We start from the raw sequence: 16,715 nt of genomic DNA, 5'->3' as shown, positions 1-16,715 counted from the left end.
GGGCGGCGCCCGCAGCTCAGGGAGCGGGGCGCCGCGCGGAGAGGGAGGGGATGAGCGTGGTCAGGGGGCGCGGACGGTGACGGCCAGGCGGTAGTCGAACTGGCCGTTCGGTCCGGTCTGCGTGCTCGAGGTCGAGGAGGCGCGGACCTGCAGGTAATAGATGCCTGCGGTCAGGTTGTGCGCTCCGGTGTTGGTCCCGGTGCTGCCGGTGCCATCGAGGCGTGAGCAGTTGCCGCGGCCCGCGTTGTCATCGTCCACGAGCTGGGCCCCGGAGGGGCTGTACAGCGTCAGCCGGCTGTCGACTCCGTTGGACTCGCAGGTCTCGGCGCCGCCCTCGATGACCTCGGCGAGGATCGACATGCCGTTCAAGGGCACGACGACCGCGAAGAAGTCGGAGTCGGTCTGCACCTGGTGGCCGCCGAGGGCGAACACGTTGGAGTCGTAGATGTGGTTCGCCGTGGCCTGGGTCTCGTTCGGCTCGGTCTCGACGCCCAGGTCCGCCTGGACGTGTACCTCGAGCTGGTAGGCCGCGATGGTGGTCGTGGTGCTGGCCGCCGCGACCTGCGCGTAATAGACGCCCGCTGGCAGGTTCACGATGAGCGCCGAGCAGGAGTTGATGCCCGTCGTGGTGTCCGCGTAGAGCTCCACGCCGGTCGCGCTGTAGATGCGCAGCGCGGTGGACAGGCCGGTTGTCGGGCAGGTGATCCCGGCGCCGTCGAAGGTCTCGAAGCGCACCGTGGACGGGGCGGCGAGTTCGACGCGGTAGCGATCCACATCGGCCGCCGGGGTGATGGCGCCGGAGACGCGGCCGCTGTGGGTGAAGACCACCGGGGTCGCGTCGAGCGCGCGGGCGTCGGCGTCGACCGAGGTGTTGTTGGGCTCGACCTCGGGCCTGCCGCACGTGGTGGGGTAGGTGCCCGCGCAGAAGAACCCGGCCTCGACGGTGCAGGTGGCGCTGCAGCCGTCGCCGGCGGTGACGTTGGCGTCGTCGCAGGCCTCTCCCGCCTCCTGGAAGCCGTCGCCGCAGGCGGGGGTGATGGTGCAGTCGGCCTGGCAGCCGTCACCGTTCACGAGGTTGCCGTCGTCGCAGACCTCGTAGGGTTCGAGGACGCCGTTGCCGCAGAGCGCGGTGAACTGGATGCGCATGTTGTACGCGGGGACGAGGGCGTTGTTCTCATACTCCTCGACCCGGATGAAGTAGGTGCCCGGCGCGAGCCTGCGTACTGCCGCGTCGGTGGACGGGGTGATCTTGGAGCAGGTGCTGAGGCCGTCATCGTCGTCCTCGATGATCACCGTGGTGCAGTTCGGTCCGCGAAGCTGGATCAGCGTGTCCAGGGAGACGCACTCCCCCGGCACGGTCCCGCTGAAGGTCTCGATGTCGACCGTGGCGGTGGCCGGGACGACGAAGGAGTAGAAGTCCTGGTCGCCGATGGGGGTGATCGCGCTACGGACGTCCACGATCGGCGCGGGCGTGAGGGGCCCGGTGACCGTACCGCAGGCGTTGTTGGGCTCCGTCTCGAGCGTGAAGGGGACGCATACGTAGGGGGTGCCGCCGCAGGTGTAGCCCGTCTCGATGGTGCAGGTGGCGGAGCAGCCGTCGCCCGACTGGAGGTCGCCATCGTCGCAAGCCTCGCCCGCCTCGACGATGCCGTTGCCGCATATCGGGGTGATGGTGCAATCGGCCTGGCAGCCGTCACCGTTCACGAGGTTGCCGTCGTCGCAGGTCTCGTAGGGCTCGACGGCGCCGTTGCCGCAGAGCGCCGTGAACCTGACCCGCATGTTGTAGGCGGGGATGGTGGCGTTGTTGCCGTACTCCTCGACCCGGATGAAGTAGGTGCCTGGCGCGAGCTTGCGCGCGGCAGCGACGCTCGTCGGGTTGATCTTGGAGCAGTTGCCGATGCCGCCCTGGTCCTGGGTGACGAGGACGGTGGTGCAGTCCGGGCCCCGGAGCTGGATCTGGGTGTCGATCGAGGCGCACGCCCCCGGCACGGTCCCGCTGAAGGTCTCGATGTCGACCGTGGCGGTGGCCGGGACGACGAAGGAGTAGAAGTCCAGGTCGGTGCCCGGGGTGATCGCGCCGTTGATGTCCACGAACGGGTTGGGCGTGTAGGGCCCGCTGACCGTGCCGCAGGCGTTGTTGGGCTCCGTCTCGAGAGTGGACGGGATGCAGGTGTACGGCGTGCCGCCGCAGGCGTAACCCGTCTCGATGGCGCAGATCGCGGAGCAGCCGTCGCCGGAGGCGTTGTTCCCGTCGTCGCAGCCTTCGCCTGCATCGAGGGCGCCATTGCCGCAGCCCGGGGTCAGGGTGCAGTCGGCCTGGCAGCCGTCACCGTTCACGAGGTTGCCGTCGTCGCAGGCCTCGTAGGGCTCGACGGCGCCGTTGCCGCAGAGCGCGGTGAACTGGACGCGGAGGTTGTACGCCGGGATGGTGCCGTCGTTGCCGTACTCCTCGACCCGGATGAAGTAGGTGCCTGGCGCGAGCTTGCGCGCGGCAGCGACGCTCGTCGGGTTGATCTTGGAGCAGTTGCCGATGCCGCCCTGGTCCTGGGTGACGAGGACGGTGGTGCAGTCCGGGCCCCGGAGCTGGATCTGGGTGTCGATCGAGGTGCACACCCCTGGCGTGGTGCCGCTGAAGGTCTCGATGTCGACTGTGGCGGTGGCCGGGACGACGAAGGAGTAGAAGTCCTGGTCGCCGCTCGGGGTGATCGCGCCGTTGATGTCCACGATCGGGTCGGGCAGGTAGGGCCCGCTGACCGTGCCGCAGGCGTTGTTGGGCTCCGTTTCGTGCTCGACCGGGATGCAGGCGTACGGCGTGCCGCCGCAGGCGTAGCCCGTCTCGATGGTGCAGGTGGCGGCGCAGCCATCTCCGGCGTTGACGTTGCCATCGTCGCAAGCCTCGCCCACCTCGATGACACCGTTGCCGCACACCGGGGTCAGGGTGCAGTCGGCCTGGCAGCCGTCACCGCTGACGAGGTTGCCGTCGTCGCAGGCCTCGTAGGGCTCGACGGCGCCGTTGCCGCAGAGCGCGGTGAACTGGACGCGGAGGTTGTACGCCGGGATGGCGTCGTTGTTGAGGTAGTCCGCGACCCGCACGTAGTACGTACCTGGCGCGAGCTTGCGCGCGGCGGTGACGCTCGTCGGGTTGATCTTGGAGCAGTTGCCGATGCCGCCCTGGTCCTGTTCGACCAGGATGGTGGTGCAGTCCTGCCCGCGGAGCTGGATCACCGTGTCGATGCCGGTGCACACCCCTGACGTGGTGCCGCTGAAGGTCTCGATGTCGACCGTGGCGGTGGCGGGGACGACGAAGGAGTAGAAGTCCAGGTCGCCGATGGGGGTGATGGCGCCGACCGCGCTGGCGGTGGGGTTCGGGGTGAGCGGGCCGCTCACCTGACCGCAGGCGTTGTTGGGCTCGATGTCGGGAGTACCGAGCACGCATACGCTCGGGGTACCGATGCAGGCATAGCCAGGCTCGCGGGTGCAGGCGGCGGCGCAGCCGTCACCGGCGTTGACGTTGCCGTCGTCGCACTGCTCACCCGTCTCGACGATGCCGTTGCCGCAGACCCCGGTGGGGGTGCAGTCAGACTGGCAGCCGTCGCCGTTGACGAGGTTGCCGTCGTCGCAGGCCTCGTAGGGCTCCAGGGTGCCGTTGCCGCAGAGCGCGGTGAACTGGACGCGGAGGTTGTACGCCGGGATGGCGTCGTTGTTGAGGTAGTCCGCGACCCGCACGTAGTACGTACCTGGCGCGAGCTTGCGCGCGGCGGTGACGCTCGTCGGGTTGATCTTGGAGCAGTTGCCGATGCCGCCCTGGTCCTGTTCGACCAGGATGGTGGTGCAGTCCTGCCCGCGGAGCTGGATCACCGTGTCGATGCCGGTGCACGCCCCTGACGTGGTGCCGCTGAAGGTCTCGATGTCGACCGTGGCGGTGGCGGGGACGACGAAGGAGTAGAAGTCCAGGTCGCCGATGGGGGTGATGGCGCCGACCGCGCTGGCGGTGGGGTTCGGGGTGAGCGGGCCGCTCACCTGACCGCAGGCGTTGTTGGGCTCGATGTCGGCGGTGCCGGGCACGCACACGCTGGGCGAGCCGAGGCAGGCGTAGCCGGGCTCGATGGCGCAGGCAGCGGCGCAGCCGTCGCCGGCGTTGAGGTTGCCGTCGTCGCACTGCTCACCCGTCTCGACGATGCCGTTGCCGCACGCGGGGGTCGGAGAGCAGTCGGCCTGGCAGCCGTCGCCGTTGACGAGGTTGCCGTCGTCGCAGGCCTCGTAGGGCTCGACGGTGCCGTTGCCGCAGAGCGAGGTGAAGCGGACCTGCAGGTTGTAGGCGGGGATGGTGCCGTCGTTGAGGTAGTCCGCGACCCGCACGTAGTACGTGCCTGGCGCGAGCTTGCGCGCGGCGGCGACGCTCGCCGGGTTGATCCGGGAGCAGTTGCCGACCCCGCCCTGGTCCTGGGTGACGAGGATGGTGTTGCAGTCCGGGCCCCGGAGCTGGATCACGGTGTCGATCGCGGCGCAGGCGCCCGGGGTGACGCCGCTGAAGGTCTCGATGTCGACCGTGGCGGTGGCGGGGACGACGAAGGAGTAGAAGTCCAGGTCGCCGATGGGCGTGATCGCCCCGATGATGCTCGCGTTCGGGGCGGGGTTGAGCGGACCGCTGACCGTGCCGCAGGCGTTGTTGGGCTCGGTCTCGCCCGTGCCCATCACGCACACGCTCGGCGTGCCGGCGCAGAAGTACCCGGTCTCGATGGCGCAGGCGCCGGAGCAGCCGTCACCCGAGGCGGTGTTGCCGTCGTCGCAGACCTCCGTCCCTTCGAGGAGGCCGTTGCCGCAGCCCGGGGTGATGGTGCAGTCGGCCTGGCAGCCGTCGCCGTCGACGAGGTTGCCGTCGTCGCAGACCTCGTAGGTTTCGAGGGCGCCGTTGCCGCAGAGCGAGGGGAAGCGGATCCGCAGGCTGTACTGCGGGATGTTGAGGTTGTTGCCGTACTCCTCGACGCGGACGTAGTACGTGCCTGGTGCGAGCCGGCGCGCCTGCACGTCGGTGGCCGGAGCGATCTTGGAGCAAGGAGAGATGCCGCCGTCGTCGTCGCTGACGAGCACGGTGGTGCAGTCCGGGCCGCGCAGCTCGATTACGGTGTCGTTGCCCGTCGCGCAGGCCTCGCCGTCGAGGCTGGTGAAGGTGTCGATCTCCACGCTCGCCATCGCCGGGACGACGAACGGGAAGTAGTCCTGGTCGCCGATGGGGTTGATCTCCGCGGCGATGCGGGTGCTGGGGTTCGGGGTGAGCGGGGGGTTCGTCGCGCCGCAAGCGTTGTTGGGCTCCGTCTCGGGGCGGTAGCAGACGCTCGGCGTCGCGGGGGTGCAGACGAACCCGGGCTCTACCTGGCAGGCGCTGCTGCAGCCGTCGCCGCTGCCGGGGTTGCCGTCGTCGCATCCCTCGACGCCGGTCTGGATCACGCTGTCACCGCAGGTCGCGATCCGGCAGGTGCCCAGGCAAGCATCGGTGTCGTCGTCGTTGCCGTCGTCGCACTCCTCGTTGCCGTCGAGGAGGCCGTTGCCGCAGCTCGCGGGAGCGGTGCAGAGGATCAGCGACCAGGCATTGAACGTGCCTTCCAGCGCGCTCGCGTCGTCGTAGGCCTGCAGCGCCCAGTAGCCCGAGGGGTTGGTACCCGCCAGCGGGGCCAGGCTGCCCTCGGGGCGGAAGCACCCGGTGTAGGGGGCGGCGCCGCTGGTCACGGCCGTGGCGCAGGCGGTGTCGAAGAGGGTGGCGGTGTAGTTGTCGTTGCTCGACCCGTTGTCGCTCGACAGGTCGAAGACGGTCCCCGAGGGCGGGATGAGGGAGATGTCGAGATCCGCGTCGTACGTGTGGAGCATGTCGATCCACACGGCCGCCTTGATGATCCCGGGGATGTTCTCGACCGCCACCGTGCTCGTGGTCTTCTGGAGATCCTTGATGGGCAGCGGCAGGTCGCGCGAGGGCACCACGTACAGGGCCTGGTCGGGACCGCAGCCGAGGAAGCTCGCGCTGCAGCCCGCGGCGCAGTCGGTGTCGGCGCAGTCGATGAAGCCGTCGCCGTCGCCATCGATGCCGTCGTTGCAGTTCAGCTCGATGGCGGCATGGCACACGCTCGGCGTGCCCGTGCAGGTGTAGTTATGCTGCACGTTGCAGCTCGCGCTGCAGCCGTCGCCACTCACCGTGTTGCCGTCGTCGCAGACCTCCAGGCCAGCGCGGATGCCGTTGCCGCACGCGGTCTCCGTGCAGTTCGCGTCGCAGCCGTCGCCGTTCACGGCGTTGCCGTCGTCGCACGCCTCGCCGTCCGTCGCGATGCCGTTGCCGCACGCGGTTTCCGTGCAGTTCGCGTCGCAGCCGTCGCCGTCCGTGAGGTTGCCGTCGTCGCAGACTTCAGGGCCATCCACCACGGCGTCGCCGCACTCGGCGAAGACGCACTGTCCGGAGCCGTCGCACACCACGCCACCAGCGCCGTCGTCGCACCCTGTCCCCGAGGGCTCCGGGGTGTGGACGATGGTGCCGCCGTCGCACTCGTCGAAGGTGCAGTCGTTGGCGTCGTCGGGCAGATCGGTGTCGTCGACCTGGGTGGTTGTTCCGCGGTTGCCGTCGCACACCGCCTGCTGGCAGTCACCCGCCGTCTGGGCGCCGATGACGGTGCCCGCCGGTGCAGGATCGGCGCCACAGACGCCGTCGGTGCAGGCCGCGATCTCGCACGCATTCTGGGGCGTCGGGCACTCGGTGGGCATGGTGCAGGGCATGGGCGGCGAACCGCCCGCGCCGCCCTGGCCGCCCTGGCCGCCCGCGCCACCCTGACCACCCTGAGCGCCGGTTCCCCCTTGGCCGTCACCCCCGGTGCCGCCTTCGCCTCCCGAGCCTGACACGCTCGGGATCAACGATCGGTCCGGACTCGCGATGAACTCACAGCCGGTGGTCCCCAGAGTCCCGAGGACAAGCGCCAGTCCCACTGCAACTTGTCTTGTAAGACGCATAAGAATGCGTGCCCTTCCACGACGGCTTCGGCCCGAATGAACCTCCGGGCGCAGAACGTCCGGTCTAATAAATTATGCAACGAGGTAGGTTCATGGAAGCCGAAAGCACCCACGACAGTTTGGTTCGGCAGTAGGGGGTTGAGTCGCATTTCGCGACAGTGGGCCGGCTTTCGGGATCCAAGGAAGGTCGGATACTTGGCCCGCGTTGCCCGGCCCGGTGATGTAGGCACCTGTGCGACCCCATGGCCTCTTCGCGCTCGTTCTTGCCGCGCTCCTCGGCCTGATTCCGGTGCGGGCCCTTGCGGCTCCCGGGGTCCGCGCCCTGCGCATCCGCAACGACGCGGCGTTTGCGGTGGTGGGCGCCTCGGGCAAGCAGGTGAAGCTCACGGTGGATCCCGAGCTGCAGCGCGCCGCAGAGCGCCTGCTGGAGCGCTCCGGGGCCCCGGAGGCCGCCATCGTGGCCTCGGACGTGAGGACCGGGCGCATCCTGGCGTGGGCGAGCCGCGGTGACAGGGACTATGTGGTGACCCCGCTCGCCCCGAGCGCGAGCCTGTTCAAACTGGTCACCGCCTCGGCGCTGCTCGAGGAGAACAAGGTCACTCCGGCGTCCACCGTCTGTTACACGGGCGGGGAGCGGTCCATCACCCAGCGGGAGCTCTCCGCAAAGGGGGCGACGTGCACGTCGTTCGGCGACGCGCTGGGCTACAGCATCAACGCCGTGTTCTCGCGGCTGGCGGACAAGCACCTGTCGGCGTCGGATCTGCGCCGGAAGGCGCATGATCTGGGGTTCGCCGGGCGGGTGCCGATCGACATCCCGGTGCTCGCGAGCGAGGTGGAGATCCCGGAGGACGAGCTGGGGTTCGCGCGGGCTGCGGCCGGGTTCTGGAGCGGTCGGCTGACGCCGCTCGGGGCGCTGTTCGCGATGCAGACCATCGCCAACGACGGGGAGCGGGTGAAGCTGTCGCTGCTCGATCGGGGCGGTGAGCCGCTCCGGGTGGTGGAGGGCCGCGGGCTCGGAGGGCGTGAGGCGCGGATGATGCGGCAGATGCTGCAGATCACGACGCGCCGCGGGACGTGCGCGAAGGCGTTCCGGAAGCCGGACGGCACGCGCGCGCTCGGCACCATGCCCGTCGCTGCCAAGACCGGGACGCTGGTGGGCACGATCCCGGGACAGAAGGGGAAGCCCCGGATGTTCTCGTGGTTCGCGTCCTTCGCGCCCGCGGACAGGCCCCAGATCGCGGTGGCGGTGATGCTGAGCAACGGGGTGAAGTGGCGGACCAAGGCGAACCTGGTGGGCCGGGAGCTCCTGGAGACGTACTTCGCCGCGCGCAAGAAGTGAGGCGCGAGGGCACTGTCTCGGGGCGGTGGGCGGGGTCGCGGGGGTAAGACATTCTCTAGCCGGGACGCGCCTCCGGGACGCGCGGCGCAGGTGATCCGGGGTGCGCATCCAGGTAGGCTGCATGTGGAGTTGCCCATGACACCTGCCGAGATCATTCCCCCGATGCTGGCGCGGTTGCGAGAGGAGCACCCGGACGCGAAGTACGAGCTCGACTGGACCACGCCCTTCGAGCTGCTGGTCGCCACGATGCTCGCGGCGCAGTGCACCGACGAGCGCGTGAACCGGGTGACCGCGACGCTGTTCAAGAAGTACCAGGGGCCGCGCGCGTTCGCCGAGGCGGACACGGCGGAACTCGAAGAAGATCTGAAGCCCACGGGCTTCTTCAAGCAGAAGGCGAAGAGCGTGCAGTTGATGAGCCGGGAGCTGCTCGCGCGGTTCGGCGGCGAGGTGCCGACCACGATCGAGGCGCTGATCACGCTGCCCGGGGTGGCGCGGAAATCCGCGAACGTGGTGCTCAACACGGCATTCAACATGCCCACCGGGATCATCGTGGACACGCACGTGGCGCGGGTGAGCCAGCGGATGGGGCTGAGCCAGAAGGACAAGCCCGAGGAGATCGAGAAGGACCTGATGAAGGTCGTGGCGCAGGACGAGTGGACGTTCTTCGGGCCCGCGACAGTGCTGCACGGGCGCTACACCTGCATGGCGAAGAAGCCGCAGTGCAGCACGTGCGGGATGGCCGACCTCTGCGCGAAGAACGGGGTGTGAGGTGAAGATCGATCTGCCTGGATCGTGGGAGGCCGTGCTCGCCGACGAGCTGTCGAAGCCCTACTTCACGAAGCTCTCGGCCTACGTGGACGGCGAGCGCGCCGCCCATCAGGTGTTCCCGCCGGAGGACGACGTGTTCGCCGCGCTGAAGCTCACGCCGTATGCCGACGTGCGGGTGCTCCTCCTCGGGCAGGACCCCTACCACGACGATGGGCAGGCCCACGGCCTGTGCTTCTCGGTGCTGCCCGGGGTGGCGACGCCGCCCTCGCTCGCGAACATGTACAAGGAGGCCGTGGAGGACGTGCCCGGCTTCCAGATCCCGCGGCACGGATGCCTGACCTCGTGGGCCGAGCAAGGGGTGCTCCTGCTGAACACCGTGCTGACGGTGCGCGCCCACCAGCCGAACTCGCACAAGGGTCAGGGCTGGGAGACGTTCACGGACGCGGTGATCAAGAGGGTGAGCGAGAAGACCACGCCGGTGGTGTTCGTGCTGTGGGGCGGCCACGCGCAGAAGAAGGAGAAGCTCATCGACGCGAAGCGCCACGTGATCCTGAAGTCGGCGCACCCGTCGCCGCTGTCGGCGCGGGCGGGGTTCTTCGGGAGCAAGCCCTTCTCCAAGATCAACGAGGCGCTGCGGGGCGCAGGGCACCGGGAGATCGACTGGACGCTGCCCGTGGAGCTGTGAGCGTGGCGCGGGCGTGGAGGAGCGTCCCGGGGGTCACGTGACGGGCGACGCGGAGGCGCCGCGCCGGTCGCTGCCCCTCGCGCAGCCCACCCGCTACACGCCCGCCGTGCTGGAGGGCATCGCCGACGGGGAGCGCGCCGCGCTGGGGCCGCTGTTCAGGCGCGGCGAGGCGGGCGCGATCGAGGCCACGGCGCAGGCCCTGGGGCGCGCGGAGGCGCTCGCGGCAGCGGCGCGGGAGGCGGAGCCGCCGGAGACGCCCCTTGCGTGCGGGCCGAGGTGCCCGAGCTGCTGCCTGTCCAAGGTGCTGGTGCTGGCGCCGGAGGTGCTGCGCCTCGCCGCATGGCTCAGGTCGACGCGGACCCCCGAGGAGCTCTCCGCGCTGCTCGAACGGGTGCGGGCAGCGGACGCGGAGACGCGGGGACTGAGCCGGCTCGCGCGGGCGCAGCGGGGCGTGCCCTGTCCGTTGCTCGACGCGGAGGGGTCGTGCTCGGTGCACCCGGCGCGGCCCCTGGTGTGCGCTTCGTGGACCTCGCTCGACGTGGGCGCATGCCAGCGCCACGCCGCGGAACCCTTCGGAGAGCCAGCGGCGCCGCTCCACGCGCCCGGCTACGAGGTGACGAACGCCGTGATGGCGGGGCTCGGGTGGGCTGCGCGGGAGCAAGGGCTGGATGCGACGCCGCTCGAGCTGAACGCCGCGCTGCGGATCGCGCTGGAACGGCCGGGTGCCGGGGAGCGGTGGTTGAGGAGGCTGCCGGTGTTCTCGACGGCGCGGGATCCCGAGTGGCTCGCGGCGCACGGGGGACCGTCGGAAGGCGGGGGTTGAAGGGCTGAGCGGGCCTGTCTCGGCAGGGCTCGTGCGTCGCGCGCGAGTCCCTGCCGGAGGGGGCTGCTTCGTGGGGATCAGGCGGCGCGGCGTGAGCGCCGGCGGCGTGCTGCTGCCGTGAGGAGCCCGCCGAGGACGAGGAGGAGGCCCCCCTGCGTACCCTGCTCGGAGCCGGCGGTGCGGCAGCCGCAGCCGCTGTCACCGCTGCTCGGAGGCGTGCTGCCACCCGCGCCCTGGGTACCGCCTTCACCGGTGGCGCCGGCTTCACCGCCGGAGCCGCCCTCGCCACCAGCACCGCCGCTTCCACCGGCGCCGCCCGTGCCTCCCGCACCGCCAGCGCCGCCGCTCCCGCCGGAGCCGCCCGTGCCGCCAGCGCCGCCGACGCCGCCCTCGCCGCCAGCACCGCCGCCACCACCCGCGCCCCCCTGGCCTTCGCTCAGGCAGTCGGCGTCGCAGCCATCGCCAGCCGTGGTGTTGCTGTCGTCGCAGTCCTCGACACCATCCTGCACGTAGCCATCCCCGCAGGCCGCCACCTCGCAGCCGTCGACGCAGCCGTCGGTGTTGCTCTGGTTGCCGTCGTCGCAAGCCTCGACACCAGCGCGGACGAAGCCGTCGCCGCAGGAGGCCTGCATGCAGGTGTTGAGGCAGGCGTCGGTGTTGACCTGGTTGCCGTCGTCGCAGGTCTCGCCGGTCTGGACGACCCCATCCCCGCAGCTTGGCGAAGAGCAGTTGTTGCGGCAGGCGTCGGTGTCGACCTGGTTGCCATCGTCGCAGGCCTCGACGCCGGTCTGCACCACCCCGTCGCCGCAGGAGGCCGCGACGCAGGTGTTGAGGCAGGCGTCGTTGTTGGCCTGGTTGCCATCGTCGCAGGCCTCGACGCCGGTGCGGACGACGCCGTCGCCGCAGGTGGCGGGCATGCAGGTGTTGAGGCAGGCGTCAGTGTTGACCTGGTTGCCGTCGTCGCAGGTCTCGACGCCGGCGCGGACGAAGCCGTCGCCGCAGGCAGCCTGCGCGCAGGTGTTGAGGCAGGCGTCGTTGTTGCTCTGGTTGCCGTCGTCGCAGGCCTCGACGCCGGCGCGGACGAAGCCATCGCCGCAGGTGGCGATCATGCAGGTGTTGAGGCAGGCGTCGCCGTTGTTCTGGTTGCCGTCGTCGCAGGTCTCGATGCCGGCGCGGATGAAGCCGTCGCCGCAGGATGCCTGCGCGCAGGTGTTGAGGCAGGCGTCGGTGTTGACCTGGTTGCCGTCGTCGCACATCTCCACGCCCGCGCGGACGACGCCGTCACCGCACGTCGCCTGGACACAGGTGTTGAGGCAAGCGTCGGTGTTGTTGGCGTTGCCGTCGTCGCACTGCTCCGGGCCGTTGGTCACGCCGTCGCCGCAGCGCGGACCGAGGCCCGAGCAATCCGTCCGGCACTGGTTGTACTGCCCGTTGAGGGGGCCATTGTCACAGACCTCGCCCGGGCCCAGGATGCCGTCGCCGCAGATCGTCGGCGAGGGCAGCTCGTACGCACCCATGTCGTGGGCGGGCCCGTTGATCTGGTCGCCGTCCATGGGGCGAGGGTTCCCCTCGATGTCGCTGTTCGGTGCGCCGACCGAGGTCCCCGCGTCGATGCACTGGCTGGTGCCCTGGAGCCGCAGGTTCCCGGGCGCCCCCGCGTAGAGGGGGTTGACCGAGATGCACCCGGTGCCTGCGGAGACGCCGCTGTAGTCGAGGGTCGAGTTGCCCCAGACGTCGGAGTAGGTGACGGCGACGTTGACGGTGCCGCCGTTGGTGGAGCGGTAGACGCCGCGGGCGTTGCCGGTGATGATCGCGTTCTTGACGTTGACGGTCAGGTTCGCGGCGTTCGCGCCGTTGACGTCCACGCCGTAGCTGCTGTTGCCGTAGACGGTGCAGTTGGTGACGTTGACGATGCCGGTCGCGCTGGCGGCGATGCCGGCGTAGATGCCGGTGGAGCTGTTGTCCCGGATGATGGAGTTCAGCACCGAGCCGGAGGCATTGCCGGTGAAGTAGATGCCGTAGGTGTTGGTGTGGGCGGTCAGCCCGTTGAAGGTCTGGGTGCCCCCGTTGAGCCAGATGCCGTAGATGGCCTCGGAGACGATGGCATTGGAGAAGGAGCTGTTGGTGGAGGTGGGCGCGAGCTGGATGCCCCACCAGACGGAGGTGCCCGAGCCGCTGGAGTCGATGTTGACGGGCTGCGCCGTGGTCCCTGCCGCGTGCAGGGTGCCCCGCACGATGAGTTCGCTGCGGGAGAGGTCCTGCCCGGTGACCATGGCGTCGCTGGCGCCGAAGCGCAGCGTCGTTCCCGGCTGGAGGGTCAGGGTCACGCCGGGCGCCACGACGAGATCGCCGGTGACCAGGTGGGGAGAGCCGGCGGTGCCCAGGGTCAGGTCACTCCAGAGCGTACCGGCGAGGATGCCCGTGCTGTCTCCGGCGTAAGGCAAGGCGCCGATGTCGCCGCCGAGCTCCGCGGCGAAGCGCGCCGGGGAGTTCGAGGTGATGCGGAGGTTCGTCGACGAGACGTAGAGCGGGTTCGCGGAGAACGAGCCGGTGCCTGCGGAGACGCCGCTGTAGTCGAGGGTCGAGTTGCCCCAGACGTCGGAGTAGGTGACGGCGACGTTGACGGTGCCGCCGTTGGTGGAGCGGTAGACGCCGCGGGCGTTGCCGGTGATGATCGCGTTCTTGACGTTGACGGTCAGGTTCGCGGCGTTCGCGCCGTTGACGTCCACGCCGTAGCTGCTGTTGCCGTAGACGGTGCAGTTGGTGACGTTGACGATGCCGGTCGTGCCGGCGGCGATGCCGGCGTAGATGCCGGTGGAGCTGTTGTCCCGGATGATGGAACTCAGCACGGTCCCGGACCCATTGCCGGTGAAGTAGATGCCGTACGAGTTGGTGTGGGCGGTGATCCCGACGAGCGTCTGCTCGCCGCCGCTCACGTGAATGCCATAGATGGCGTTCCGCACCTCGAGGTTCGACGTGTTGAGCACGGAGCTCGCCTGGTCCGCGCGCAGCCCGTACCAGACGCTGGTGCCCGAGCCCGAGTTGGCCTGGAACACGACGGGGCTCGCCACCGTGCCGTTGACGTTCAGCGTCCCCCGGATGGTCATCTCCACCCGCGAGGCGTCCGTGCCGGAAGCCTGTCCATCCGAGGACGCGAAGCGCACCTGCGTGCCGGCCTGGATGGTGAGCGTGGCCCCGGCCGGGACGATGACGTCGCCCTGCACGATGTAGGGGCTCCCTGCGGGGGTCCACGTCTGGTTGATGACGTTGCCGCCGGTGACCGTCGTCTGCGCAGCGGCGGTCTGTGTCAGGCCGATGAGCAGGGCGAAGGTCCAGAGCAGGGCGAGCAGGGGAAAGGCGAGCGGTGAATGCCGCTTCAGCATGGTCGAGGCTCCTCGGGAAGCGAAAGCAGGGCAGCGGCGCCTGAGCCTCATGGGGAGCATCAGGGCGCCGAGCCCGCGACCCTATCCGAGGAGCCCCGCCGTCGCAACGGACAGGCTCTGGGGGTGATGCGGGGCGGAGCCGGTGAGCGCCGCCCCCGAGGCTCACGCAGCCCGTCGCGTCCTGCGCCGTCGGCTCCGCGCCACCGCGAGACCGGCGAGCACGAGGAGCACCCCGCCGCGCGTGTCGCCCTCGGAGCCCACAGCCCGGCACCCGCAGCCGCCTTCGTCACCGGACGACGCGCCCTCGCCCGGAGCCCCCGCGCCTCCGTTGCCTCCCGAGGCGTTGCCGCCTGCTCCACCCGCGCCGCCTGCGCCAGGCGAAGCTCCTCCGCTGCCCCCAGCGCCGCCGTTTCCGGGCTCGCCGCCGCCCGTGCTGCTCCCTGCGCCGCCCGCGCCGCCGGCACCGCCCGCGCCGCCTTGCCCTTCGAGCTGGCACGCGGCGCTGCACCCGTCCCCGTTGCTCGTGTTGCCGTCGTCGCAGTCCTCGGCGCCCTCCCGCACGAAGCCGTCGCCGCAGGTGGCCATCACGCAGGTGTTCAGGCAAGCGTCGTCGTTGCTGCCATTGCCGTCGTCGCACGCCTCGGGGCCATTCGTCATGCCATCACCGCAATGCGGACCAGGGCCCGAGCAATCCATGAGGCAATGGTCGTACTGCCCGTTCATGGCGCCGTCGTCGCAGGCCTCCCCTGAGCCGAGGATGCCGTCCCCGCACACCGAAGGCTGGGCGTACTCGTAGGCGCCCATGTCGAAGGCCGGACCGTTGATCTGGTCGCCGTCGAGGGGCCGCGGGTTCCCGTCGAGGTCTGTGCTCGGCGCCCCCGTGGCGGTGCCCGCATCGACGCACAGGCTGCTGCTCTGGAGCCTCAGGTTCGCCGGCTCGGACACGAACAGCGGGTTCGCCGAGATGCACCCCGCCCCGGCATTGGCGCCGCTGAAGTTGCCCCCCGTGTTGCCCCACACGTTGGAGTAGGTGACGTTGACGCTGGTGGTCCCGCCGCTGCTGAAGCGGGTGATGCCCAGGGAGTTGCCGGTGATGATCGCGTTCTTGATGTTGACGGTCAGGTTGCCGTTGTTCGAGTTGTGCACGGCGACCCCGGTGTCCGCGTTGCCGTAGAAGGTGCAGTTCGTGATGTCGAGGGTGATGGTCTGGATGACGCCGATGGTCACGTAGACGCCATCGTTCGTGTTGTCGCGGAAGAGCGCATTGACGAGCGAGCCCGAGCCCGAGCCCGAGTAGTACGCACCCCAGGTGTTGTTCTGCAGCGTGACGCCCTGGATGGCCTGCGTCCCGCTCTCCACCCAGAGCCCGTAGGTGGCCTCGGAGACGACCGCGCTGGAGAGCGAGCTGCCCGTCGACGTGGACGCGAGCTGGACGCCCCACCAGCTCCCGGCGCCGTTGCCGACCCCGTCGAGCCGCACCTGCTGTGCAGGCGTCCCCGCGGCGAGCAGGGTGCCCTGCACGATCATCTCGCTGCGCCCCGTGTCCTTTCCGGACATCATCGCGTCCGACGTGGCGAAGCGCAGGTTCACGCCCGGCTGGAGGGTGAGCGTCACCCCCGGCGCGATGGTCAGATCACCGCTCACCGTGTACGGCGAGCCGGCGACGTTCAAGGTCTGGCTGGTCCACAGCGTGCCGAGCAGGCCGTTCGTGGCGTCGCTCGTGTAGGGCAGGGCCCCGATGTCGGCCCCCGCCTCGCCCGCGAAGCGCGCCGGTGAGTTGGAGGTGAGGCGCAGGTTCGTGGGCTCCGCGGCGAAGAGGGGGTTCGCGGAGAACGTGCCCGTCCCCCCGTTCACGCCAGACAGGTTGCCCCCCGCGTTGCCCCACACGTCGGAGTAGGTGACGTTGACGCTGGTGGTCCCGCCGCTGCTGAAGCGGGTGACGCCCTGGGAGTTGCCGGTGATGATCGCGTTCTTGATGTTGACCGTGAGGTTGCCGCTGTTCGAGTTGTGCGCGGCGACCCCGGCGTCCGCGTTGCCGTAGAGGGTCGACCCGGTGATGTTGACGACGATGGTCTGACCCACCCCGATGGTGGCGTACACGGCGTCGTTGGTGTTGTCGCGGAGGACCGAGTTCACCACGGACCCCCCTCCGCTCTCCGAGTAGAAGACCCCCCAGGTGTTGGTGTGCGCGGTGATCCCCGTCAGCGTCGGCGCGCCGCTCGAGATGAAGAAGCCGTAGACCGCGTTCTGCACCTCCAGGTTCGCGGTATTCAGCACGGCCGACGCCTGATCGATCCGCACCCCGTACCAGCTCCCCGCGCCGGCTGCCGACTGGGATCGGAAGACCACCGGGCTCGCTGCCGTGCCATTGACGTTCAGCGTCCCCCGGATGGTCATCTCCACCCTGCCGGTATCGGTCCCGGAGCCCTGCGCATCCGTGGAAGCGAACTGCACCTGGGTGCCCGCCTGAATGGTCAGCATCGCGCCGGAGGGGACGATGATGTCCCCCTGCACGAGGTAGGGGCTCCCGGCCGGGGTCCACGTCTGGTTGATGACGTTGCCGCCAGGGACTGTGGTCTGTGCGGCGGCCGTGCGGGTGAGGCCGATGAACAGCGCGAGCGTCGCCAGCAGGGCGAGCAGGGGAGCTGCGGGTGCAGGCTGCCTCTTGATCATGGGGGATCTCCTCGGGTCGAAAGCGGCGACGCCGAGACCTGCGTGCATCTCGCT

General features: G+C 70.0%; 7 protein-coding genes. 4 read left to right on the top strand and 3 right to left on the bottom strand.

The genetic code is table 11. From position 1 onward, the window contains the following. Positions 1 to 60: 60 nt before the first annotated feature. Positions 61 to 6,882: a DUF4215 domain-containing protein gene (locus tag CAP_RS53475; protein WP_231511251.1), complete on the bottom strand. Its 6,822-nt coding sequence runs from the start codon at positions 6,880 to 6,882 to the stop codon at positions 61 to 63. 340 nt (positions 6,883 to 7,222) lie between these two features. Between CAP_RS53475 and CAP_RS09410 the strand changes: the two genes are divergently transcribed. The 4 genes from CAP_RS09410 (at position 7,223) to CAP_RS44100 (ending at position 10,605) form a co-directional block, all read left to right on the top strand. Further along, positions 7,223 to 8,329: a penicillin-binding transpeptidase domain-containing protein gene (locus CAP_RS09410; RefSeq protein WP_044238779.1), complete on the top strand. Its 1,107-nt coding sequence runs from the start codon at positions 7,223 to 7,225 to the stop codon at positions 8,327 to 8,329. Positions 8,330 to 8,464: 135 nt separating this feature from the next. Then, positions 8,465 to 9,097 carry an endonuclease III gene (nth, locus tag CAP_RS09405; protein ID WP_044238776.1) on the top strand — a complete coding sequence of 211 codons (633 nt, stop codon included), beginning with the start codon at positions 8,465 to 8,467 and terminating at the stop codon, positions 9,095 to 9,097. Position 9,098: 1 nt separating this feature from the next. Continuing rightward, positions 9,099 to 9,782, top strand: a complete 684-nt coding sequence (gene ung / locus CAP_RS09400) for a uracil-DNA glycosylase (protein ID WP_044238773.1) — start codon at positions 9,099 to 9,101, stop codon at positions 9,780 to 9,782. Positions 9,783 to 9,795: 13 nt separating this feature from the next. Then, entirely contained in the window at positions 9,796 to 10,605 is an 810-nt protein-coding gene (locus CAP_RS44100) for a YkgJ family cysteine cluster protein (RefSeq protein ID WP_231511250.1), read from the top strand. 77 nt (positions 10,606 to 10,682) lie between these two features. On the opposite strand, the gene CAP_RS44095 is transcribed toward CAP_RS44100, so the two are convergent. Next, the gene (locus CAP_RS44095; RefSeq protein WP_052374607.1) at positions 10,683 to 13,988 is read right to left on the bottom strand and encodes a DUF4215 domain-containing protein; all 3,306 of its coding nucleotides are present in this window, start codon (positions 13,986 to 13,988) and stop codon (positions 10,683 to 10,685) included. 162 nt (positions 13,989 to 14,150) lie between these two features. Then, complete coding sequence (locus CAP_RS53470; RefSeq protein WP_044238770.1) at positions 14,151 to 16,661, bottom strand: DUF4215 domain-containing protein; 2,511 nt, start codon at positions 16,659 to 16,661, stop codon at positions 14,151 to 14,153. Positions 16,662 to 16,715: the final 54 nt, after the last annotated feature.

Source organism: Chondromyces apiculatus DSM 436 (assembly GCF_000601485.1).
Lineage (GTDB): Bacteria > Myxococcota_A > Polyangia > Polyangiales > Polyangiaceae > Chondromyces > Chondromyces apiculatus.
This window is presented reverse-complemented; position numbering and strand designations above follow the sequence as displayed.

Coding starts and splice junctions, on each gene's coding strand:
- nth (WP_044238776.1), top strand. CDS start 8,465: ATGACACCTGCCGAGATCATTCCCCCGATGCTGGCGCGGTTGCGAGAG.
- CAP_RS44095 (WP_052374607.1), bottom strand. CDS start 13,988: ATGCTGAAGCGGCATTCACCGCTCGCCTTTCCCCTGCTCGCCCTGCTC.
- CAP_RS53470 (WP_044238770.1), bottom strand. CDS start 16,661: ATGATCAAGAGGCAGCCTGCACCCGCAGCTCCCCTGCTCGCCCTGCTG.